The sequence below is a fragment of the Dolichospermum sp. UHCC 0406 genome, from assembly GCF_009712025.1.
GTDB classification, from domain to species: domain Bacteria; phylum Cyanobacteriota; class Cyanobacteriia; order Cyanobacteriales; family Nostocaceae; genus Dolichospermum; species Dolichospermum lemmermannii.
Genome location: NZ_VILA01000014.1, coordinates 287,780 through 310,821, shown reverse-complemented (window position 1 = coordinate 310,821; position 23,042 = coordinate 287,780). Strand labels below are relative to the sequence as shown.

The 23,042-nt window shown below is 38.6% G+C and carries 19 protein-coding genes and 1 pseudogene; 6 read left to right on the top strand and 14 right to left on the bottom strand.

Going from position 1 to position 23,042, the window contains the following annotated elements; translation table 11 throughout:
* The 7 genes and pseudogenes from FJR09_RS12525 to FJR09_RS12495 all read right to left on the bottom strand — a co-directional run.
* A pseudogene (locus FJR09_RS12525) lies at window positions 1-1,210 on the bottom strand (hypothetical protein); the annotation flags it as partial.
* Between the two features lie 212 nt (window positions 1,211-1,422).
* A complete protein-coding gene (locus FJR09_RS12520; protein ID WP_168652975.1) occupies window positions 1,423-2,220 on the bottom strand; it encodes a PP2C family serine/threonine-protein phosphatase in 798 nt (265 codons plus the stop codon).
* Window positions 2,221-2,416: 196 nt separating this feature from the next.
* A complete protein-coding gene (locus FJR09_RS12515) occupies window positions 2,417-3,067 on the bottom strand; it encodes a VWA domain-containing protein (protein WP_168652974.1) in 651 nt (216 codons plus the stop codon).
* 289 nt (window positions 3,068-3,356) lie between these two features.
* Window positions 3,357-4,580, bottom strand: coding sequence for a bifunctional sterol desaturase/short chain dehydrogenase (locus FJR09_RS12510; protein ID WP_168652973.1), 1,224 nt, complete (start codon window positions 4,578-4,580; stop codon window positions 3,357-3,359).
* A 143-nt stretch (window positions 4,581-4,723) separates the two neighbouring features.
* Window positions 4,724-5,182, bottom strand: a complete 459-nt coding sequence (locus FJR09_RS12505) for a hypothetical protein (protein WP_015083569.1) — start codon at window positions 5,180-5,182, stop codon at window positions 4,724-4,726.
* A gap of 67 nt (window positions 5,183-5,249) precedes the next feature.
* Window positions 5,250-5,675, bottom strand: a complete 426-nt coding sequence (locus FJR09_RS12500; RefSeq protein WP_015083570.1) for a hypothetical protein — start codon at window positions 5,673-5,675, stop codon at window positions 5,250-5,252.
* Window positions 5,676-5,702: 27 nt separating this feature from the next.
* A complete protein-coding gene (locus FJR09_RS12495) occupies window positions 5,703-7,505 on the bottom strand; it encodes an ABC transporter ATP-binding protein (RefSeq protein WP_174782885.1) in 1,803 nt (600 codons plus the stop codon).
* Between the two features lie 405 nt (window positions 7,506-7,910).
* Between FJR09_RS12495 and FJR09_RS12490 the strand changes: the two genes are divergently transcribed.
* Both FJR09_RS12490 and FJR09_RS12485 read left to right on the top strand, forming a co-directional pair.
* The gene (locus FJR09_RS12490; RefSeq protein ID WP_168651326.1) at window positions 7,911-8,327 is read left to right on the top strand and encodes a DUF1824 family protein; all 417 of its coding nucleotides are present in this window, start codon (window positions 7,911-7,913) and stop codon (window positions 8,325-8,327) included.
* 70 nt (window positions 8,328-8,397) lie between these two features.
* Window positions 8,398-10,305, top strand: coding sequence for an ABC-F family ATP-binding cassette domain-containing protein (locus FJR09_RS12485; RefSeq protein WP_168633207.1), 1,908 nt, complete (start codon window positions 8,398-8,400; stop codon window positions 10,303-10,305).
* Window positions 10,306-10,703: 398 nt separating this feature from the next.
* Here the strand turns inward: FJR09_RS12485 and FJR09_RS12480 are convergent, their stop codons facing one another.
* From FJR09_RS12480 to FJR09_RS12475, 3 genes are read right to left on the bottom strand one after another with little or no spacing between them, the layout of a single operon-like run.
* Window positions 10,704-12,350 carry a lipoxygenase family protein gene (locus FJR09_RS12480; protein ID WP_168651323.1) on the bottom strand — a complete coding sequence of 549 codons (1,647 nt, stop codon included), beginning with the start codon at window positions 12,348-12,350 and terminating at the stop codon, window positions 10,704-10,706.
* A 21-nt stretch (window positions 12,351-12,371) separates the two neighbouring features.
* Window positions 12,372-12,506 (bottom strand): hypothetical protein, encoded by a 135-nt coding sequence (locus tag FJR09_RS25865; RefSeq protein ID WP_256370252.1) that lies wholly within the window; start codon window positions 12,504-12,506, stop codon window positions 12,372-12,374.
* Entirely contained in the window at window positions 12,496-13,707 is a 1,212-nt protein-coding gene (locus tag FJR09_RS12475) for a cytochrome P450 (protein WP_217357009.1), read from the bottom strand. Before FJR09_RS12475 ends, FJR09_RS25865 begins: the two co-directional genes overlap by 11 nt.
* Window positions 13,708-13,933: 226 nt before the next feature.
* On the opposite strand from FJR09_RS12475, the gene FJR09_RS12470 reads away from it, so the two are divergent.
* Entirely contained in the window at window positions 13,934-14,647 is a 714-nt protein-coding gene (locus tag FJR09_RS12470) for an ATP-dependent Zn protease (protein ID WP_148762348.1), read from the top strand.
* A 115-nt stretch (window positions 14,648-14,762) separates the two neighbouring features.
* Here FJR09_RS12470 and nagA read toward each other — a convergent pair whose 3' ends face one another.
* Entirely contained in the window at window positions 14,763-15,914 is a 1,152-nt protein-coding gene (gene nagA, locus FJR09_RS12465) for an N-acetylglucosamine-6-phosphate deacetylase (protein WP_015083578.1), read from the bottom strand.
* Between the two features lie 158 nt (window positions 15,915-16,072).
* On the opposite strand from nagA, the gene purE reads away from it, so the two are divergent.
* Window positions 16,073-16,651, top strand: a complete 579-nt coding sequence (gene purE, locus FJR09_RS12460) for a 5-(carboxyamino)imidazole ribonucleotide mutase (protein WP_168633210.1) — start codon at window positions 16,073-16,075, stop codon at window positions 16,649-16,651.
* Window positions 16,652-16,737: 86 nt separating this feature from the next.
* Window positions 16,738-17,793 carry a type 2 isopentenyl-diphosphate Delta-isomerase gene (gene fni, locus FJR09_RS12455; protein WP_015083580.1) on the top strand — a complete coding sequence of 352 codons (1,056 nt, stop codon included), beginning with the start codon at window positions 16,738-16,740 and terminating at the stop codon, window positions 17,791-17,793.
* Here the strand turns inward: fni and FJR09_RS12450 are convergent.
* Complete coding sequence (locus FJR09_RS12450; RefSeq protein WP_168654076.1) at window positions 17,732-17,884, bottom strand: hypothetical protein; 153 nt, start codon at window positions 17,882-17,884, stop codon at window positions 17,732-17,734. The two genes, fni and FJR09_RS12450, sit on opposite strands and share 62 nt — an antisense overlap.
* Window positions 17,885-17,997: 113 nt before the next feature.
* Between FJR09_RS12450 and sppA the strand changes: the two genes are divergently transcribed.
* A complete protein-coding gene (gene sppA / locus FJR09_RS12445) occupies window positions 17,998-19,815 on the top strand; it encodes a signal peptide peptidase SppA (protein WP_168653546.1) in 1,818 nt (605 codons plus the stop codon).
* A 272-nt stretch (window positions 19,816-20,087) separates the two neighbouring features.
* Here sppA and FJR09_RS12440 read toward each other — a convergent pair whose 3' ends face one another.
* Window positions 20,088-21,524, bottom strand: a complete 1,437-nt coding sequence (locus FJR09_RS12440; RefSeq protein WP_168651317.1) for an FAD-binding domain-containing protein — start codon at window positions 21,522-21,524, stop codon at window positions 20,088-20,090.
* 130 nt (window positions 21,525-21,654) lie between these two features.
* Complete coding sequence (locus tag FJR09_RS12435) at window positions 21,655-22,926, bottom strand: dihydroorotase (protein WP_168651316.1); 1,272 nt, start codon at window positions 22,924-22,926, stop codon at window positions 21,655-21,657.
* Between the last annotated feature and the right edge of the window lie 116 nt (window positions 22,927-23,042).

The window sequence follows — 23,042 nt, the reverse complement described above, 5'->3', positions numbered from 1 at the left end:
TTACATTCCACAGTTTGATAGTCTTGTCATCACTCCCACTAGCCAGGGTTTGACCATCGGGGCTGTATGCTACTGAAATAACCGAGTAAGAATGACCAGTGAGGGTTTGTAGGAGGTTTCCTATGAATTTATTACTAATAACTTGTGGTTGTGATGTTGATTCCTCAACAACAGATGGTTTTGCTTTAACAACACCAGGAAAAATATCAATACCAAGATTTGTAGAGCGATCGCACCAATAGCATTTACCATAAGTTCGGCTATAGTAATGACTATCTACCCTGCCACATATAGTTAGCCTATCATTCCCTACTTTTAACGCCTCCAACCACTTCCTAGCCGTAGGGCGGAAATTAGGATTTTTATGACCATCATTAAAGCATTTCAGAAAACATTGCTGAACCTCTGGATGAACAATCTCCAGGGGAATTGTTCTTGCTACTGCTGCAATTAAATTAGTTGACCCATTAACCCATAAACCCTGACAGATAAGTTCATTTATGTCTGGAGTTTCCCCCGCACCAGTCCATTTTCCCTGAAAAGGATTATTACCACCAAATAATAATTGATAGATAATTACTCCTAACCGGAATCTATCATGTATTTCTGTTTGCTTAATAATATCAAAATCTTTTCCCATTAGTTCCGGTGGTGTATATCCCTCAGAACCAACTAAACAATGATAAACTTTCCCATTTTTCGGGTTTATCACCTGAAAAGAATCTGTATCAATAATTGAAGGTAAAGCCCGATTATTAACTAAAATATTTTGTGGTTTAATATCTCCCAAAACATAACCAGCAGCGTGCAGTGCTTCAATAATTGAAACAATATTCAGCGCCGTTGTGTGCAGAAACCGCCAATCAATCTCTAGTTTCAAAGTTTGACGACGACGGGGATTATAAACATCAAGAAGTTCTTTTCCATCCTTAATTTCTGGCATCAAAAAGCCCACACAATCACCCTGATCATTTTTCAACGCCGACTTAGGCCAAGCAAAAGAAACATGATTAAGATGGGAATTTGGTTCTGTGGGTGGATTTGCTATCATTACCGCTAACTTCTGCACCCGTTCAGGTGTTGGAGAATGGTAAATTTTCGCTAAATAACCATTTTGATTAGTTCGCCAAATTTTGGCTTCACCACTATTAGCAATCTCTTTTAAGAGAGTAATTGATTTTCCCGTACTGGCACAGGTAAGAACTGTCATATAATTTTAATTAGATGGGTTGAAATAAATATCAAATGGTATTCCTGGTAAAACATAAAACCTACAAGGAAATGAATTTCCTTGCTAATAGCAGAAGTCATCTTTAGATGACTAAATAATCTGCAAATTCTTTAGTAAACTTCAGTTTACTTTAGCTATTAGCCCGGAAATTCATTTCTGGGCGGGTGTTGAAGCCAACAGATAAGCTATTTCTAGCCTATATTCACACCAATTTCCTCCTGTTCAAAAAGACACAAAAGCAAAGTTTTATCATCATCAGTGCGAGAATTTAACCGTGGAGAATCGAGAAAATCCATAATATAAGTATCATCATTTCCTCCTGGTTTATCTGTTTCTCGCAAATATTCCTCCAAAGGTTTAAAAAATGGCGCATGAGGTTTCCAATCACTCAAGCGAATTGCCACTTTTTCTAATCCATCAGTAGAAGCACAAATAAACTCTTGCTTTCCTGAAATTACCTGTACTTGCATTTCCTCCAGCGCATTAGCTGAAGTCACAAAAGTAGTTTCATTGAAAAATTCCCCCTTATCTGGTTCAAACAATAATTGATATTCTGCATCTTGGAAACGCACTACCATAAACCCATCCCCAATTTGCATAGCTGCAACCCATTCATGAGTCGCTATAAAAACCAAAAGAGTACAAGCTAAATCATGAACAGAATAACCTTTATTATCTGCTTTTTTGTTTAACGCAGTAATAACTTCTTTGACAAACTTAGTAAAAACTTCCTTAGCTTCCATTGCCGAAAGTGGTTGAGAAAAACCTTGTTTATCAGGAAGTTCATTAATATCAGCAAAGCATTTAATTACAGTTTCTACCGCCAATTCAGAACCAATTTCCGAATATTTAGCACTCCCAGCACCATCAGCAACTGCACCGACAATCACATCATTAAAAATGCGATAATTTCCGCAATCTTGACAAGGTATTTTTTGCTCTTGATGACTCGTTCCCACAGCAGAACGCGCTATAGCTTTCCAACCCACAATAAATAAATCCTCAAAATCTAATTTAAGATCCCCGACTTCTTTTTTAATCATGTCAATAAATTATTAACTTATGTTAGAAGTCGGGGATCTGGTTTCTACTCAAAATCTAATTTAAGATCCCCGACTTCTTCTTTAATCATGTCAATAAATTATTAACTTATGTTAGAAGTCGGGGATCTGGTTTCTATTCAGATTATGTTGTAATTTGACCCCATCCTACCGGCGGTAATGCTACAGCTTCCCCTACTTTGCCACTAGAAACCCGTTTCATGGAAGTGGAAAGCCAAATAAATAAATCACGAAAATCTAAGCCATGCAGCATCACTGGATGACGAGGTGCAATTTGTTTAAGTTTGTTCATATCTGCACCCTCAACACCAACAGTAAAAAACAACATTCGGCGCTGTGCTTCTTCTTCTCTCACCCTTTGCGCTGCACCTTCCCAAGCATCTGTAGGCGCACCATCGGTAATTAAAAATACCCAAGGACGATAATAGAGAACACCGTTATCCTTATAAGACTGTTTGCGGGTTTCCAATAAATCCAAAGCGTATTCTATGGCTTCACCCATTGGTGTCACACCATCTGTTTCTAGCTTAGGCGGTGTAAAATGGTCTATAGTGACAAAATCTTGCGTCAGTTTCACGGGTCCAAAAGTGACAATGGCAACTTCTACACTTAAAGAGGCTTGAGCATCTTTCATCACATCTTCCTTGAAAGCCGCCAAACCTCTATTTAACTCCTGTATAGGTTGTCCTGACATTGAGCCAGAAGTATCAAGCAAGAGAATTACCGGACAACGATTTTCTGGGTTTTCCACGAATTCAGGCAAACCTACTGGCATTTTTGATACTCCTGATTAATCAAGGTGAGATGCAAAATGTATAAACTAGATTTTACTTATTATTACATAGCTTAACATGGATGCTTGTACGGAATCAATACCCATAATGTCTAAATATTTAGTTTCATATTTATTCTTTCCCAATATCATGGATAACGTTGCTAATAGCATTTTCACAAATCATCAGTCATCTTATTTGATACGAACCACAGAGGCACAGAGGACGCAGAGGTGGAGAGAAAGGAGACTATTAGATGTTAGATTTTATTTAGCAACGTTATCTTGATAATTATTTGCTTTTTACCCCTTTACTAAAAATCCGATAGTACAACCAGGTACTAAATTCTTTGAGGGGAAATAGGATATAAGTCAAAGGATTTACTGTGACAATAATATTTCTGAAATCCCGTTTTGCAAAAAATAAAATTCCCTTTGCAACTTGATTTGCTGACATCACACCATAGGGGTTTAGTTGACTTTTGAATGGTCCTAAAATTAATTTGCGAATTACACAATTTTGATCTAATCTTTTGAGGGTGACAATATCCCCTAATGCTCTTTTGCTCAGTTCATACAAGGGACTTAAGGCTGGGGAAACTTCCGCTTCTGAAGTATTTACCCAAATTTCTTTGGTGGCTTTGTCTTGGGGTCCTGTGACAGTTGCAGAAAAAACATCTATCAGTTCCAAAGCGGAAAATGTGTTAACTTGATAGGAATTTTGAATGGCGGCTGAAGTACGATCTCCATAAACATTTATGCCATGATTGATAATGAGAATATCAACTTTATTTAAACTTTCTTTTAGTTGAGTTTCATTACCTAATTCCCATTTTACAATTTTGACCCGCTCTTGAATTGCGATTTTTTCAGGATTGGTTGTTAATGCCACAACTTTGGCATTATGCTTTAATAGTTCTGCTGCTAATGCTTGTCCTAATGCACCGGAAGCACCTGTTAATGCTACGGTTTTACCTTTGAGAGAAAGTCCTGTTCCTAGTATTTTATCCACTAGGGGAAAAACACCACTATAGTAAGCGTTAACATCATCAAAATGATGTCGCCAATGATAGGTTCTATTTACCCAGAAAACGGAGGGAATTGTGTCTAATGCTCCGGGTAAATGATTGTAGTCTGTGTCTATTGTTCCTTGAAAATATCGCAGAGATGCACCGTATAAAAACGTGACGGCATAAGCAACTCCTAACCATAATCCCCATTGATGTGCTAGTAAGGCAATTATTGTTAATATTGTTACTAATATACCCGATTCGACGATATCGTGATACAACTGGGAATCTACGTAGGCTTTTTGGGAAGTTAAAGTTAAATCTCGACGGTACACAGCATGATGTTTATTATGCCATTTTGCTAACCATGTTACCTGATGACACAAAGCATGGTAAGCATCTCTGACAATTTCTGCGAGTAGGAGGGAGGAAAATCCCCAGGTTGTGAACTGGATACAGTTGTTTACTAAAACTGCATCAATAGTTAAGCTTTGAGCCAAAATCATTATCTTTCTGGTGACACCACTTTTTCTTAATTAAACCAAGTTATTACTACTTTTGTCTAATGATGTAGTGATAAAAGGTGTAGCACATTCTCAAAATTGATTTTCAACTCTACTTAACTTCGGAATTCGAGTCTTTTATAAATTTAACCAGCAAATACTTTTTGTAAATTTTCTGGCTGCATAAGTGTTAAATATTGATTGGACATTTCTGGGGTTAAGAATTCTATCATTATCCTATTTTCTACCCAAAACTCCATCACATCAAAGAAAGCACGACTACAACGAATAACTCTCCAGCCTTCTCTCTGAGCAATTGCTTCTATTTGTTCCTGTGTAGAATTAACAGAAATAGCTGCATGAGTGGCTGTAAAGTTGCTAGGTTGAGAAGTTTCTTTAAACTGACAATCCTGTTCTTCTTCACCAGGTTGCAATACAATTTTTAATGGATAAACTTCAATTCCAGTTCCGTGTTCATCGAGAGATAGCATCATGTAACTACCTGGATGTGGACGAAAGGGAAATACTTTTCCATTCATCACTTCTGCGAGAACTTCGGCCGCGTGTTGGGGATTTTGGGCAGAAATTGAAAGATGGTGAATCATAATTTCATCACTTTTAAATTGAAACTTCCGTTTTTCAGTATCTAGTATAGCAAAATCAATGGCTTTATTAATCCCTGATTTGCTCAATTAATCGCTGTTCTAGTAAATCTAATAATTCATCTATATCTTTTCCCACTTCTTGAAAACAGGTTTCTGGTGATGATTTGGGTGCAAATTGAATTAACTTAATCTCCCCTTTCCCAATTCCAATCATCACTACTTCTGTTTCGGGTTGGTTATTATCAATAATTCCTAAAATTTCTTGGAGACGATTTTCAACTCGCTCATTTAACTTCTCTATTTCGGTTTGGGGACAATAGACAAAATGGGGAGTTGGTTGTAAATCAATCCCAATAGTTCCCTGACGATTACCATTTTCTAACCACAATCCCCAAAAAAGTGCGGCTAGTTCTAACTGATTGTTTTTGACAAATCTATCTAATTGTCCGCGCCATTTGTTCTCTGCTGTTTCGGGTTGAGGAATACTAAACATGATGATTAATTTGTAATTTTATTTTTGCTATTTTAACCCAGATTGCACACGCCATAAACTGGTGTAAATGCCATTTTTCTCTAGTAGTTGTTCATGAGTTCCGGCTTCGACTAATTTGCCATGTTCCATGACATAAATACAATCAGCATTACGAATGGTGGAAAGACGGTGAGCGATCGCTATTGTGGTACGATTGACCGTAATCCGTTCTAAAGAACGTTGAATAGCAGCTTCTGTTTCATTGTCTACCGCTGAGGTAGCTTCATCTAAGATCAAAATTGGTGGATCTTTTAATACTGCGCGAGCGATCGCAATTCGTTGTCTTTGTCCCCCAGATAACTTTTGCCCCCGTTCTCCCACAATTGTCTCATAACCTTGGGGCAAACTCATAATAAAATCATGAGCTTCGGCTATTTTCGCCGCCATGATAATATCTTCATCGGTAGCGGTAAAAGTCCCATAGGCAATATTTTCTCCCACTGTACCATGAAATAAAAACACATCCTGACTAACCAAACCAATAGCCCGGCGTAGATCTCGCAAATTTAATTGTTGTAAATCAATTCCATCCAAAGTAATTTTACCACTTTGCACCTCATAAAATCGCAGTAAGAGTTTAACCAAAGTGCTTTTTCCTGAACCTGTCGAACCCACAATTGCAATTGTATTTCCTGCGGGAATTTCCAAAGATAAATTGTGAATAATTGGATTTCTATTTTGATAAGCAAAACTCACATTTTGAAATTCCAAAGCCCCCCGAATCATATCTACAGGTAAATCAATATTTCCGGTATGAATTGCCATGGGAGTATCTAACAAATCCATCACTCGATTAGTAGAAGCCATTGCCCTTTGATATAAATCAAAAGTATCACCTAATCTGGTTAATGGCCACAGCAAAAGCTGAACTAAAAACACCAAAGAACTATAAGTACCTACAGCCAATCTTCCCTCTACCGCTGCCATACCGCCAAATAATAGCAAGATGGTAAAAGCGATTAAAATGAACATCCGAATAATCGGAATATACCCCGCAGATAAAGCGATCGCTTTCGCATTACTTTGACGATAAGCATTACTTTCAGATTCTACCCGCGCCGCTTCATAAGCTTCTGCTGTAAAACTTTTAATAGTGGTAATTCCACTCAAATTATTAGATAATCTCCCATTTAATAAACCGACTTTTTCCCGAACTTCTGCATAACGAGGTGCAAGAAATTTCTGGCAAATTATCGAACCAAAGAGAATAAATGGCATGGGCAAAATTGCCATCCCAGCTACACTAGGAGCTAAAATAAAAAACGCAGCCCCAACAATAATAATAGTAGTAGTTACTTGAATAATGTCATTTGCACCCACATCCAGAAACCGCTCTAATTGGTTAACATCATCACTCAAAATAGACATTAAACCACCGGTACTGCGTTCTTCAAAATAAGCTAATTCTAATTCTTGTAAATGTTTATATGCGTCCAGTCGTAAATTATGCTGAATATTCTGTCCCAAATTGCGCCATAGTAACTTATAGACATATTCAAACAATGACTCCAACACCCAAGTAATCACCGTCAACAAGGATAAAATCAGAAATTGCCCATAAATATCTTTTACGCCTAATCGGGCGATGATAGAATCTTGTTGCTTGACTACCACATCCACCGCAATCCCAATTAATACAGGGGGTGCTAAGTCAAAAACTTTATTGAGGATAGAAGCACCAATGGCCAGTCGAATTTGTTTAGTATACTGATGTCCATATTTAAATAGCCGCTGGAGGGGACGAACAGAATGTTTACGCCTTTTGGATAATCGGATAGATTTAAATGGCATAGCCACATTAATTGATAATTACTTGCAGTTAATACTACCACATAATTGAGTTGATTTGTGATCAATATTGAAGCAATAGATACAGTTATCTTCCTTTAGGAACAGAAGAGATAATTTTGAAAAATTGGTAACTTGTAATTTGGCAAACTTCACTTTTGGGAATTATATTAGAAAATATTGTCGCTAAAATAATTATTCCCCGCAGCAAACAGCAGGGTATAATAACCGTATCAATAAACCAGATGTGCTAATTTTCAGTGAAGACTACCAAAACAGCAAATATTCCTCCTAAAACTTAGGGAATATGCCATATCAATCTTGATTTTGTGCAAAAATGCCAGTAATGTTGAGCAAATCTCCCTCCCAAAACCAGAACCAGACGTAAAAACTAGACAAATCAATATTATGTCTACTCCCAATCATCAGCAACTCTCACTCCCAGAAGCCAAGAAAATACTCAACAAATTTAACTGTCTGGATATTGCCCCCATTCTTAAACCGTCCGAAAAAGTTCCCACTCGTGAGGCATTAATTTTTCTCACCAGTCTTACCGATTATCAAATCTTAGGTATTTGTGCTGATACAGCCGCAGAGGGAATTTTAGCCATGAAAACCTATTCTCGCGCTTTGGGTTATCAAGCACCAATTGATTTACCACAACCAGAAGGCCCAGTTTACATCAAGTTAAATGGCAAAAATGGCTTGTGTTATCTCGATTCCTATGCTGGGCATCATCGGGGAGTGTTAGTATCTTGCCAGTCTTATCAAGAGGGAGGAGTTAACGAGATGTATGGACATTTACCCCTCGATTTATTTGTCTAGAATTTCGTTTACAATCATCTTTGAGGTGGGCAATGCCCACCTCATTCTTAATCACTAATTACCGCATAATATGAGCATTGTTACCTTACAATCAGTTAAGAAAGATTTTGGAATTAAAGAACTTTTAAAAGATGCTAATTTCAGCCTTGATACTAATGATAAAGTTGGTTTAATCGGCACTAATGGTTCTGGTAAATCAACTTTATTAAAAATGATTGCTAGACTAGAATCAATTGATAGTGGGCAAATCTTAGTTAATTCTGGGGCAAAAATTGTTTACTTGCCTCAACAGCCCGATATGGACGAAAATCACACTGTTTTAGAACAGGTATTCGCTGATAGTGGTGAACAAATGAACCTCGTCAAAGAGTATGAAGAATTATCTGATAAATTGGCACATTATCCCGATGATAGTCAGTTAATGTCTCGTCTTTCTACTGTGATGGAGCGCATGGATGCAACTGGTGCATGGGAAGTAGAAACTAACGCCAAAATCATTTTAACAAAGTTAGGAATTGTTGATTTTGATGTGAAAGTTGGCACATTATCAGGGGGATATCGCAAACGAATTGCTTTAGCAGCAGCCTTGATATCAGAACCTGATTTATTGTTAATGGATGAACCAACAAACCATCTTGATGCTTTGTCTGTAGAATGGTTACAAAGTTATTTAAATCGCTATCGCGGCGCACTTTTATTAATTACTCATGATCGTTATTTTTTAGATAAAGTTACTAATAGAATTATCGAAATTGATCGAGGTGATATTTACAATTATACAGGTAATTATTCCTATTATCTAGAAAAAAAGGCCTTAGCTGAAGAATCTGCTGTTAGCACTCAACGGAAACATCAAGGTCTTTTACGCCGCGAATTAGAATGGTTAAAGAAAGGCCCAAAAGCTAGAAGTACCAAACAAAAAGCCCGAATTGAACGCGCTCATGCTTTGCGAGATACTGAGTTTAAAGAAATTAATGGTAAGGTTGATATTTCTACCGTTGGTAGGCGGATTGGTAAGAAGGTTATTGAACTCAAAGATGTTAGTAAAGGCTACAATGGTAGAACTCTAATTAAAGATTTTACATATCAATTTAGTCCAGAAGATCGGATTGGCATTATTGGTGGTAATGGTGCAGGAAAATCTACTTTAATGGATATTATGACTGCCAAAATTAAACCAGATTCCGGTAGTGTGGAAATTGGGACTACAATTCATATTGGTTATTTTAACCAACATTCAGAAGAATTGTTGACGGCTGTAGATGATAATCAACGAGTGATTGATTACATTAAGGAAGAAGGGGAATTTATTCAAATATCCGACGGGACGAAAATCACTGCTTCCCAAATGTTAGAGAGATTTTTGTTTCCAGGAAATCAACAATATGCACCCATTAATAAACTTTCTGGTGGAGAAAAACGCCGTTTATTTTTATTACGTATTCTCATTAGTGCGCCCAATGTGTTGATTTTAGATGAACCGACTAATGATTTAGATGTGCAGACATTAGCAGTATTAGAAGACTATTTAGAAGATTTTAATGGTTGTGTGATTGTAGTTTCTCATGATCGTTACTTTTTAGATCGGACAGTAGACAGAATTTTTGCCTTAGAAGAAGGTGGAGGTTTACGTCAATATCCGGGTAATTATTCCATCTATTTAGATTATAAAAAAGCTGAAGAAGCAGAAAAACAAGAACCGTCAAAAACTGTAATTGTAGAATCAAAGGTTGTATCTCCAGTTGCAGAGACTAAAAAAGCCCGGAGGTTATCCAATTGGGAAAGACGGGAATTTGAGGAATTAGAACAGAAAATTGCCAAGTTAGAAACAGAAAAAACAGCAGCAGAAAAGAAATTAACAACTGTGGCTGGAAATTATAGCCAAGTGCAAAAGCTATATGAAGAGGTGGAAACTCTCAAGAAAAATATTGATTTGTCCACAGAACGCTGGTTGGAATTAGCGGAAATGGATTCTTAGGTTGCAATTAAATTAATCGTCTTGTTGAAATCTTCAAATATACGTAGGGTGGGTTAGCAAAAGCGTAACCCACCCTACATTTTTTCTCGTTCCCAGTCTCCGACTGGGAATGCTACTTAGAGGCTCTGCCTCCATGACTTAGTATCAATGAAGGCAGAGCCTTCCGTAATTCATTCCCATACAGAGTATGGGAACGAGAAACTATCATATCATTTGTTTATACAGCGGTTTCCGCTCTTATGAGGTACAAAGTTGAATCATGAAACTCTTGTAGTGCGGGCATCTTGCCCGCTAGATATGTACCTCATAACATCGGGAAGTGCTGTAGTGAATGATGAAGAATAAAATACCCCATTTTAATATTATTAAAAAAGGGGTTTTGTCTATTCTGCAATTAGTTAAATACTAATACTGTTGAGAATAAGTCTGGGTTGGAGATATTCGTAATTTACTAAACGTCCCTTATTATTCAATTCAATTTTTCTCTGTACCACATTCAATTCTTGCTGAAATTTATTCACAACTTGGTCAGCATTTGGATCTGTAAATTCTTCCTCTTCATAATATCCCAGTCTGTCATAACGATAGTCTGAAAGTATGTACACAGTTGATAATTGGGTATTTGTGGGCTTGGCAGGTGGTAGAAAATCTATGAGGGCTTGACGGTCTTCAATATCACCCTTTTGTTGAATTTCTTGATAAGCAGCTAGGGGCATATTAGGAATAAAACCCATGTATTCATATTGGGAGAAATTAACTGCCGAATGCTGCGGACCACAAATATATATGATAGTAGTAACAATCTCAACTAATTGTTCTAGGGTATCAATGCGATCGCTCATACCCTTAACCCTACCACCATCCTGAGCCACCAATTCCCGCGCCCAAGCTTGCAGTTCTCCGTCTGCTTTCAAGTCTGCTGGACTCTTGTAATAAAGTTGCAAATAGTTAAATACAAACTTATTAATCGCATTCCATAACAAAATTCCATCATCCCGATAAGGATAATGTGGCAAGTTTTTCACATCATCTACACCGCGATTTTTGAGTTCCCTAGGTAGAGCAAACTGGTCTAGACTCCAACTTTTATAGGCATCTACCACAATTTGCAATGATTCTTGCAGAGTTCCTGCTAATAATTCATCCACAAAACCGCCCCTACTAACCAGACGCTTGCGAGCTAAATCATTATTAGCCAACATAAACCGGAAATGGGGTCTGAGTAATATTCTCAGAGGATGATTTTCAGCCAGTTGACGCGGGGTGACAACAGCAAAGGGTTCCATTACCAGGTGAGTACGGCATAAATGGCTGCTCATTTCATGATGATTACCATCAGCAATTTGCACACAGGACTTAGCATAAAACCAGGTTAAAGGGTCATCAAAAGGAGTTAGCAAGGGGCTGGCTTTACCTGCTTTGGGATTGATTTGAATGGCTACAGGGACTAATTGGCCTCGATCTTGAAAGCCCGAACTGCGCCAACAGAAAAAAGCTAGAGGTGCTGGTAGGTACTTTTTTCCTTTGGCATAAGTGCCACCTTGAACGAACGCCAAGGATCTATAATCAGCGACATATAGATTTCCTGTGGCCAATCTTTCGATTAAATTAATAGAATTGCCAAACTTAGCCTGTAATTCTTCGATGGTAAAGGCAAAGTTAGCTGGCATTTGCTTAATTTGACGTAAAACCATCGGATTTACCCCACAAAGCCGTTGTTCCGCGAAGGAATCATCGGTTTCATAGGTTTTCATCACATTAGGTTTTTGCAAAACTGGGAAAAAGTCCTCATAATCTTGCAATTGATCTAAAGGATCCCACATAGCATGAGTTTTAACAGCCATCATATTTAGAGGAAGTTCTGCTGCCTCTAATGTCCGTTCAGCAATATACTTAGTAGAAAAATTCTCTGCGGGAGGTACGCTTTTGAGCATCGCCATAGGCGGCAAAAAATCATACATGAATTGATACTCTTTGCGGCCTTTCTCTAGAGAAGATTGGCGTTGTGCGGGGTTTGGGTCATTTTGAGGTAGAAATGGCTGCATAATATTTATTTATGATATGGACTAGGATATTTGGCTTAAGTAAGAGCGACGGGCTTTACCCACGCTAATAATAACATTGGTCAGCATTTCTAATGCTAAGTCTTTCCCCGGACAAATGCGGCCAGCATGACGAGAACCAACGGAATTAAAACCCATGTGAAAAGGGGCAAAGATTTTCTCTGTCTGCATTAAATTCATAAGCAGTTTTTCCCCAAAAATCTTCACTTAACATTCCCAAAAGCATAGGAATTAAAATTTTAGTTCCTTTCGGAAAGGTTCGCGCTTTACCCGCCAATGTCACCCTAAATGGTTCTGTCGCCACTCGGTGAGAGGCACTTACAGGCATAAACAGACGGGCGCATTCTAACAGAAAAAGTTGAATACTAGGACGATCATTAAGATCGAGCCTGTCCCAATAACTCTTAATGTCAATTTTATCAGTTTGACGACCTTGGTAAGCAGGAAGGGATTGATAACCCAATGCTGTTTTTCCCAAGTGTAGCGGCCCTTGCAAACCGGCAATACTCATTAAAGACACCATCAGTTTTGCAAGTTCTCGCCGCGTCATTTTATGATATTTAGGATCGTTCTCTTGAAAATTAGCTAAGGCTGGAGAATTTTCGTAAATCGTCGCTACTTGCTCTACCAATTCAGGAACTTGACGAAATCCCCATATATTTAACTTTTCTAAACTACTGCTGCCAGCAAAATAATATAATGTTCCCCTTTTTGTATAGTGGAAGGTTGTAATAATTCTTATTGTTGCTTGATCATCAGGATTAATGCCAAAAATAACATAGTGAAGATACCGGACTAAAAAGCCCATCCAATCCCGTTGATCATTATTGAAAAATTCTTCTAAAGTATTATTGGTAATTCTATCTACATAATCAGCCGCTAACTTATTGAACAACCGTTGTGCTACTTGATCATTTTGACGCATTACCATGCCTTCATTAAAGAAGTAATTATCAACACACTTACGGAAAGCATGATGATTTTCCCCTCCGGGGGCTGCGTCTGAGAGAGTAATTAAAAGAACATTGCGACCTCCTTGATCAACTCCCGGACCATGACTAGAACTAAGCATGGAAGTTCCTAGTCTCCAGTCACGGGCTTGGGGTGAGGTTAAGGCGGTTTCTAGGGTTTTAAAGTCTCCTAAGACTACTTCCCCTGCACAACAAAAGGCATCCCCCAGCACTTGCCTTTTCCTGTCTAGGTAAGGTGGATTATTGGCAATTGTTCCCTCTACAAAACTGATTATAGGCAGAAAGGTACGGCTGACTGGGTTTTGAGGGTTCTCTATTGCCCAAGCCTGAAAGTGATTGAGGGCTTTGTCTAATAATGTTGGTTGCATAAAGGTTATTTTTCTTTTGAAGGATAGTTAAATTTAGTCGAAAATCCAGTTTTGATCAATATTTTTTAATTTTTGATATTTATAGCGTTTCCCATTTTAGATGGTTTTACGGAATATGGTACAAATTTATTATAGCAATATTCAAGATGTTCAGATCCCCGACTTCTTTAAGAAGTCGGGGATCTATGTTCTATGATATTTAAACAACCTCTTTAAAAAACTTCCCATGAGCCAAACTGCCATAAATCTCGTTGCTATATTCGTCTTTCTCATGACTTTTTCCAGCCTGTTAGGACCATTAATACATCTTTCCCCAACGATACCAGCTTTAGCTACTGTGACATTTTTAGGAATTGCAACTTTAGATAATTTCAGCTTTCAAGGAAAGGGAGGAACGATAGTATTAGATTTAATGGCGCGATTTTCTCCAGAATATAAAGAACGCATTTTACATCATGAAGCAGGTCATTTTCTCGTGGCTTACCTGTTAGGAATTCCGGTGACTAGCTACACTCTCAGCGCGTGGGAAGCTTGGAAAAAAGGACAACCAGGACAAGGGGGAATAACTTTAGAAGATAGCGAGTTAACAGCGCAAATAGAAACAGGTCAAATTACTGCTCAAATGCTAGACCGTTATTGTACTATTTGGATGGCGGGAATTGCGGCGGAAACTTTGGTTTTTAAGTCGGCTGAAGGTGGCAATGATGATAAAATTAAGTTAAATGAATTTCTGCAAGTTATCGGGTTTTCGGCAGCAGGTTATCAGCAAAAACAACGGTTTCATCTTCTTCAATCTAAAAATCTGATTCAGGAAAATTGGGATAGTTATCAAGCTTTGGTGACAGCAATGAGAAAAAGAGCTTCGATTGTCGAGTGTTTAGAAATAATTACCTCACACAAAGGCACTCCAGACGGGGAGAAAATGAGCGGTTATCACTAGAAATCTTTGACACTGAATCGGACGCACCTTCAAGGGTTTTCGGCATTCTCCTTATAATTGTTGCGTCCTGAAAATCCTCAAATCCTATAAATTCTGGTATGTTCACGCCCGAATATCAGGCTGTTAACCGTTTCCAAGACAGTTCTTTGCCAATTTGATCCCAGTTCCAGCGTAATAAATGAGCGGACTGATTAGCGGCAAATGTTGGTAAATTAATAGCTTGTCTAGGTGCGTCCGTAGCGAGGCTAATGGCGGTTTCTACGTCACAAATTCCCCATTTGACCAGATTTTGCACTCCCACTAATAATGGTAGGGTTGTTCCCGTTAATGTCCCATCTTGTAATCTGGCTGTACCGTTGATAATTTCTATTTGTCGGGTATCCCAAGGATAGATGCCGTCGGGTAATCCTAATGGTGCAAGGGCATCACTGACAATGAATAACCTTTCACTGGCACGCAGAAGAATTTTTAAGATCATCGGGGCAACGTGCTGACCATCGGCAATAAAAGCACAAAACACATCAGGATTGTTCATTGCTGCGCCTAATAGCCCTGGTTCGCGGTGGTGTAGGGGTGGCATGGCGTTGAAGGCATGAGTTATCATTGTAGCACCTTGAGTAAAGGCTTGTTGGGCTTCCGCTGCGGTGGCTTGAGAATGTCCTAAGCTGACGGTGATTCCCAAAGAACGCAAATATGGGATGACTTTCCCGGTGGTGTCTAATTCTGGTGCGAGGGTGATGAGTTTGACGATATGGGCATAATCTCCTAATACACGTTTAATTTGATCTATGGTGAGACGCAGAAGATACTCGGCTGGATGTGCGCCGCGTTTGTAGTAGTTTAAAAATGGTCCTTCGAGGTGGACTCCGAGAATTTCTGCGGAGGTTGGAGAATTGGGGGTATAATTGGCGAGAATGGCAAGCGATCGCTGAATATTTTCGATAGAGGTGGTCACTAAGGTTGGTAAATAACCGTCAACTCCTGCTTCCCAAAGAAATGAAGAGATTTTTGGCAGCATAGAGGAATTTTCTACTGTTAATTCTGGAAAGGCCAAACCCAGTCCACCATTAATTTGTAAATCCACACCACCTAAAGAAATCCAGTCTCCAGCCACATCTAAAACTTGTAAGTCTTGTCGTACAACTTTTTCCCATGCTGTATTCATAGACATAATTTGCTCAATTATGCCTGCTTGGTTAACTAAGATTCTTTGTAAATCTTGATAACCGGGGACTTTTGCGTTGATAATATCTACATTTGCCAGCATGGTATTTTTGTCAGTTGTTCGTTGTCAGTTGTCAGTTGTCAGTTGTCATTGGGAAGAAATATTCCCCTACTTCCCCTACTTCCCCTACTTCCCCTACTTCCCCTACTTCCCCCACTTCCTCTACTTCCCCAGTCCCCAATCCCCAATCCCTAAATTATATGAGTCTCGAAGTTGGTATTATCATGGGTAGTGATTCCGATTTGCCTACAATGAAGGATGCGATCGCTATTTGCGAAGAATTTGGTATTGTAGTTGAAGTTGCCATTGTCTCTGCCCATCGTACCCCAGAACGAATGTTTGAATATGCTAAAACTGCACATCAACGCGGTATCAAGGTAATTATTGCTGGTGCAGGTGGTGCGGCACATCTTCCTGGTATGGTAGCATCTTTAACTCCTTTACCTGTTATTGGTGTTCCCGTCGCTACTCGAAATTTACAAGGTGTGGATTCTTTATATTCTATAGTGCAAATGCCAGCAGGAATACCTGTTGCCACTGTCGCTATTGGGAATTCTAAAAATGCTGGACTTTTAGCTGTACAAATTCTTGCTACTCACCAACCAGAATTACTCGAAAAAGTGCAAGTTTATCGCCAAAGTCTTTGTAATATGGTCATGGAAAAGCAAGCTACACTAGATCAGCTTGGATATGAAAAATATTTGAAGAGTCAGGAGTCAGGAGTCAGGAGTCAGGAGTCAGAAGCAGAAAGAAGGCAAAAGGAGAATATCAACGCTTGAGTATATACACAAACTTTTACTCCCCGTGTTTGAAGCGGCAGGGCTTAATGCAAAATATAAATATTCACATAACTCCATATTAAGCCGTGAACCCTCCTATTAACACCTCAGCCCAAACCCAAAATCGCAAAGCAGATCATATCCGCATCTGTTTAGAAGATAATGTCCAATCTCCAGTAATTACCACTGGGTTAGAAAAATATCGCTTTACCCATACTTGTTTACCAGAAATTGATGGTAAAGATATTGATGTGAGTACGACATTTTTGGGAAAACATCTCCATGCACCTTTGTTAATTTCCTCCATGACGGGAGGTACAGAACCAGCGGGAATTATTAACCGTCGTCTGGCCGAAGTTGCCCAAGAATACAAATTAGCAATGGGTGTAGGATCTGTAAGAGTGGCAGTGGAAAAACCCCAAGTTGCAAATACCTTTGCTGTTCGTAAATATGCGCCGGATATTCTCCTCTTTGCTAATTTAGGCGCGGTACAGCTTAATTATGATTATGGTATTGATGAATGTTTGCGAATTATTGATCTGGTGGAAGCCGATGCTTTGATTTTACATATTAACCCTTTGCAGGAATTCATTCAACCCAGGGGTGATACTAACTTTCATGGATTACTTGACAAAATATCTAACTTGTGCAACAACTTACCAGTTCCCGTAATTGCCAAAGAAGTAGGTAATGGAATTTCTGCAACTATGGCAGAAAAATTGATAGCTGTGGGAGTGCAAGCTATTGATGTGGCTGGTGCTGGTGGTACGTCTTGGGCAATGGTTGAAAGTGAACGGGCAGAAACTGTCTTACAGCGGCGTTTGGGGCAAACATTTGGGGACTGGGGGATACCCACAGCCGATTGTATTGCCAGTATTCGGGAGCATGATCCCAATGTTCCCTTAATTGCATCTGGGGGCTTACGCAATGGTTTAGATGTGGCTAAAGCGATCGCTTTAGGGGCTGATATTGCTGGTTTAGCAATGCCCTTTCTCAAAGCAGCAGCAGTATCGGAAGCGGCTGTAGTAGAATTGACAGAGGTATTAATTGCCGAAATCACCACTGTCTTATTTTGCACTGCTAACACCAATCTGTATAAATTAAAGCAATCTCAAAATTTACAGTTAATAATTGACAACTAACAACTGACAACTGTACGGGCGAAGCATTTGGAGAACTATTTTTGGCAATGAGCGATAATTTATCTTCCAAATGCTTCGCCCCTACTAACAACGAACAACTTTACGGGCGAAGCATTTAGAGAACTATTTTTGGCAATGAGCGATAATTTATCTTCCAAATGCTTCGCCCCTACTAACAACGAACAACTGACTTATAAATAACCAATGAATAATTTTCTTAAACAAACCTTAGCAAGTTTAATTGGCAGTTTACTAGGACTGACAATTTTCTCTGGAGTCAGTACAGTGGGATTCTTATTAATATTAATTGCGGTTGCTAGTTCTCAAAGTTCAACCCCAACAGTGAAAGATAAGTCAGTTTTAGTTTTCGACTTGTCTATGAAGATCACCGATAGTGAACCTAATTCCAGTCAATTATTGCAAAAAACTTTTAGCGGTGTTGAAGAAAATAACATCACATTGCGGAAAGTTGTGGAAACCTTAGATAAAGCCGGACGTGATCAAAATATTGTGGGTATTTATATAGATGGAACTAATGCTAATAGTGCAGTTGGTTATGCTTCCTTGAAAGAAATCCGTCAAGCATTAGAAAAATTCCGCAAAACTGGCAAAAAAATAATTGCTTATAGTACAGATTGGAGTGAAAAAGAATATTATTTAAGTTCTGCAGCCAATCAAGTTATAGTTAATCCTATGGGAGCAATGGAAATCAACGGTTTAAGTTCACAACCAATGTTCTTAGCGGGGGCATTTGAAAAATATGGTGTTGGGGTGCAAATTGTGCGGGTGGGTAAATTTAAGGGTGCAGTAGAACCGTTAATCCTCAATAAACTCAGCCCAGAGAACCGGGAACAAACGCAGAAATTGTTAGATGATGTGTGGGGAGAGTGGCGGAAATCTGTGGGTACAAGTAGAAACATTCTACCCCAAAAATTGCAAGCGATCGCTAATAGTCAACCAATTTTAGAAGCCACAGCAGCTAAATCTAATGGTTTAGTAGATACAATTGCTTATGAAGATCAAGTATTCACTGGCTTAAAAAAATTAACTGGTAACAGTGAAAAAGATAAAACATTCACAAAAATCAGCTTGAGTAATTATGCAGAAGTTCCTGGAAAATCCTTAGATTCAGATCATAAAATTGCCATTGTTTATGCAGAAGGAGAAATAGTCAACGGTAGCGGTGACGAAGGACAAATTGGCGGTGATAACTTTGCAAAAGTATTCTCAAAAATTAGGCAAAATAATCAAATAAAAGCAGTAGTTTTAAGAATTAATAGCCCTGGTGGTAGTGCTACCGCAGCCGAAATCATGCAGCGAGAAATCAAATTAACTCGTCAAATTAAACCCGTCATCGTTTCCATGGGAGATGTGGCTGCTTCCGGTGGTTATTGGATTGCTAGTGATTCCAACCGCATTTTTGCCCAAGCTAACACAATTACAGGTTCTATTGGTGTTTTTGGCGTATTATTTAATGGTCAAAAATTGGGCAATAATAATGGCATAACTTGGGATACAGTTAAAACGGCTCAATATGCAGATCAACAAACCATTTCCCGTCCTAAATCACCTCAAGAATTAGCAGTTTATCAACGCAGTGTTAACCGCATTTATAACCTATTCTTGGAGAAAGTTTCCCAAGGACGGAAAATCCCAACTGCAAAAGTAGCAGAAATCGCCCAAGGAAGAGTTTGGTCAGGAACAGCAGCCAAACAAATCGGTCTAGTTGATGAAATTGGTGGTTTAAATGTAGCCATTGAATATGCAGCTAAACAAGCAAAATTAGGAACTGATTGGGAAATACAAGAATATCCCAGAGTTAGTACATTTCCAGAACGCTTATTTGGTAAAAAATTAGATGAAACAAAAGCCAAACTAGGAATAGAAAAAACCCAAACTAAAAATTCCAACCCACTCATAAATGAATTGGGAAAATTACAACAGGAAATAAAAACTTTACAAACAATGAATGATCCTCAAGGGATTTATACTCGTTTACCCGTTAACTTCAAAATTGAATAGGGAATAATTATTAATCCAACTCCTCCTAGTAGTCTATCAATCCAAAAATGACGAATGAAGGCAAGCAGGGTGAGCAGGGGAGGAATAGAACCATTAACCGTTAAAATGTCTTTGACAGACTAAGTAGGTGAACACAATAAAACCAAACTGTGTAAAGAAACGTAAAATCGCTGAAAACTTCTTTACTCTTTACTCTTTACTCTTGCCTCTTGCCTCTTGCCTCTTGCCTTGCTATAACGACAATTTTCAACGCCAACCTACTTACTTGTTAATTAACTAATAGCTTTTTGTTGCTGATATAACTGCTTAAATAAAGCTTGCTGTTGTTTATGATCAACAATTGGTTGCGGATAATTTGTTCCATAATAATCTAACGGGGGAATTTTCCCAGTTACCAAATATTCTGGATCTACATAACGCAATTCTGGTATCCATTGCCGAATATACTCTGCTTCTGCATCAAATTTTTGGGTTTGACTAGCTGGATTAAAAATGCGTAATGGTTGGGGGTCCATACCACTAGAAGCACTCCATTGCCAACCTCCATTATTAGCAGATAAATCACCATCAATGAGTTTCTGCATAAAATATTTTTCTCCCCATTGGGGATTAATAATTAAATCTTTAGTCAAAAAACTGGCAACAATCATTCTACATCTATTGTGCATCCAGCCTGTTTCATTTAATTGCCGCATAGCCGCGTCAACTATAGGATAACCTGTTTTGCCCTCACACCAAGCCTGAAAATATGTTTCATTATTTTGCCAAGGGAAGGTTTTAAAAGTATCCCTATATGCACCGTTAGCTAAGGCTGGAAAATGGTACATAGCGTGTTGAAAAAATTCCCGCCATGCTAATTCTTTTTGCCATGTTTGGATACTGGCATTTACTTCTTCACTATTACTATTTGCTAAGGCTTCTATAGTAGTTTGCCAAATAGTTCTAATACCAATAACACCAAACTTCAAAGCTGCACTTAATTGAGATGTACCATGAATTGCGGGAAAATTCCGCTGTTCTTGATATCCATTAATAGCAGATTTTGCAAAATTATCTAATTTTTCTTGTGCTGCTAATTCTCCGGGAGAAATTATTAATTCTGCATCCCAAATAAAACCTAAATCTTCAGCAGCAGGTAAATTAATTGTTCCCTCTTGTTGAGCAATTTCTTCTTCTTTAGCTGTTAAATTCTCTAGATCTGCTAAAGTTTTAACAGGTTTAGCTTTAGATTTAGTAATCCAATTTTTCCAGAAAGGAGTATAAACAGTATAGGGAGTTTTTGTACCGCTAAAAATTTCCGTTGGAGAGTGCAATAATTGATCCCAATTATAGTTAAGAAATTCAATTCCTTCAACTTTCAAAGCCTCACTTACTGCTAAATCTCTTATTTGGGAATAAGGTTCAACATCCCAATTCCAAAATACAGCTTTAGCTGTTAATGCTGCTGCTAATTTGGGAATTGCAATAACAGGATCATTTTGTAAAATTAATAATTGACTACCCGCTTGCTGATATCTTTCCTGAAGAGATTGCAAACAGCCAATCATATATTTTACCCTAACGGGGGCAATATCATCACCTTCGAGAATTTGGGGATCTAGACAAAATACACCCACAATCTTCGCACTTCTTGCTCTAGCCGCAGCTAGTCCCGTATGATCAGAAATGCGTAAATCTCGACGATGCCAAAACAAAATTAGATCAGACATGGAATATTAATATAGTTCTGATATACTAAATAAGATTATACCAACTTTATGTAAAGCTGCACAGAATAATCATCATTCATATTTATCTGTGTTTATCCGCGTTCATCTGCGTTCAAATAATCTTAAAATCTTACAATTTAGTATTACACCAAACTTGCACAACCCGACCTGTAAGTTCTTGACCAAACCAAGGAGTATTATAAGCAAGTGTCTGAAGATTTGCCTTATTTACATTCCAAATTTGCAGAGGATTAAATAAAGTTAACTCGGCTTTTTCACCAGGTTGAATAGCTTTAACTTCTTGTTGTAAACAAGCCGCAGGTTGATGACTCAAAACGCGCCATAATTCCAAAGCTGTAAATTCCCCAGTCGCTACGAGATTTTGCCAAAGTAGGGGTAATGCTAATTCTAAACCAATTGCCCCCGGCGGTGATTCGGCAAAGGCTTGAACCTTTTCCTCATAAGTATAAGGTGCGTGATCAATAGCGATCGCATCTATTACCCCTGTTCTTACCGCTTCCCGCAAGCATAGCATATCTTGATGATTTCCCAAGGGCGGATCTAAATGCAAGGATGTGTGATAACTTCTAATAGCTGTTGTATCTAGTAAAACGTGCATCCATGTGGTACTAGCGGTAACAGGCACACCTTGAGCTTTAGCTTGAGCAATTAATTCGACACTGCGAGCAGTGGAAACACGCATAATGTGGACTGGTGTACCAATATCCGCAACTAATTCTAATAATGCGGCAATAGCCGTTGTTTCCGCACTGGCTGGAATCGGGGGTAAACCTATTCGCAAGGCTTCCGCACCTTCTCGCATCCTACCATTAGCCGCTAAATGGCGATCGCATGGACAAAAAGCCACCGGTTTGCCAAAGGGTTGCAGATACTCCAAAACCCGTCTAACTATCCCCAAATTGTCCCAAGGTTTAGCATCAGTAAAACCCACAACCCCTGCTGCGGCTAAATCTGCTACCTCTGTTAATTGTTTACCTGCTAAATCTAAGGTAATTGCTCCCCAGATGTGCAAATGAGGACAAGGTTTTTCCCTATCTCTCTGTTGCTGTAAATGTGCCACTAAAGCGGGTTTATCAATAGATGGTGATGTATCTGGTAAAACACCCACTCTAGTAAAACCACCAGCAGCGGCAGCTTGTAATAAAGAACTTAAAGTTTCTCGTTCTTCAAATCCCGGTTCGCCTGAATGACTATATAAATCAACTAATCCAGCCCCAAGAATTAAGCCTTGACAATCACGAATAGAAGTATCAGCACTAAAATCTGTAATTTGTGGGGCTATCTCTTGAATATAACCATCAATAATTAATACATCTGTTACTGTGTCAGTTTTCTGCACAGGATCAATTACTCTTACTTGTTTTAATAGTTCTTTAGTCATTGGTCAGTTGTCATTGGTCATTGGTCATTGGTCAGTTGTCAGTTGTCATTGGTCAGTTGTCATTGGTCATTGGTCATTGGTCATTGGTCATTGGTCATTGGTCATTGGTCATTGGT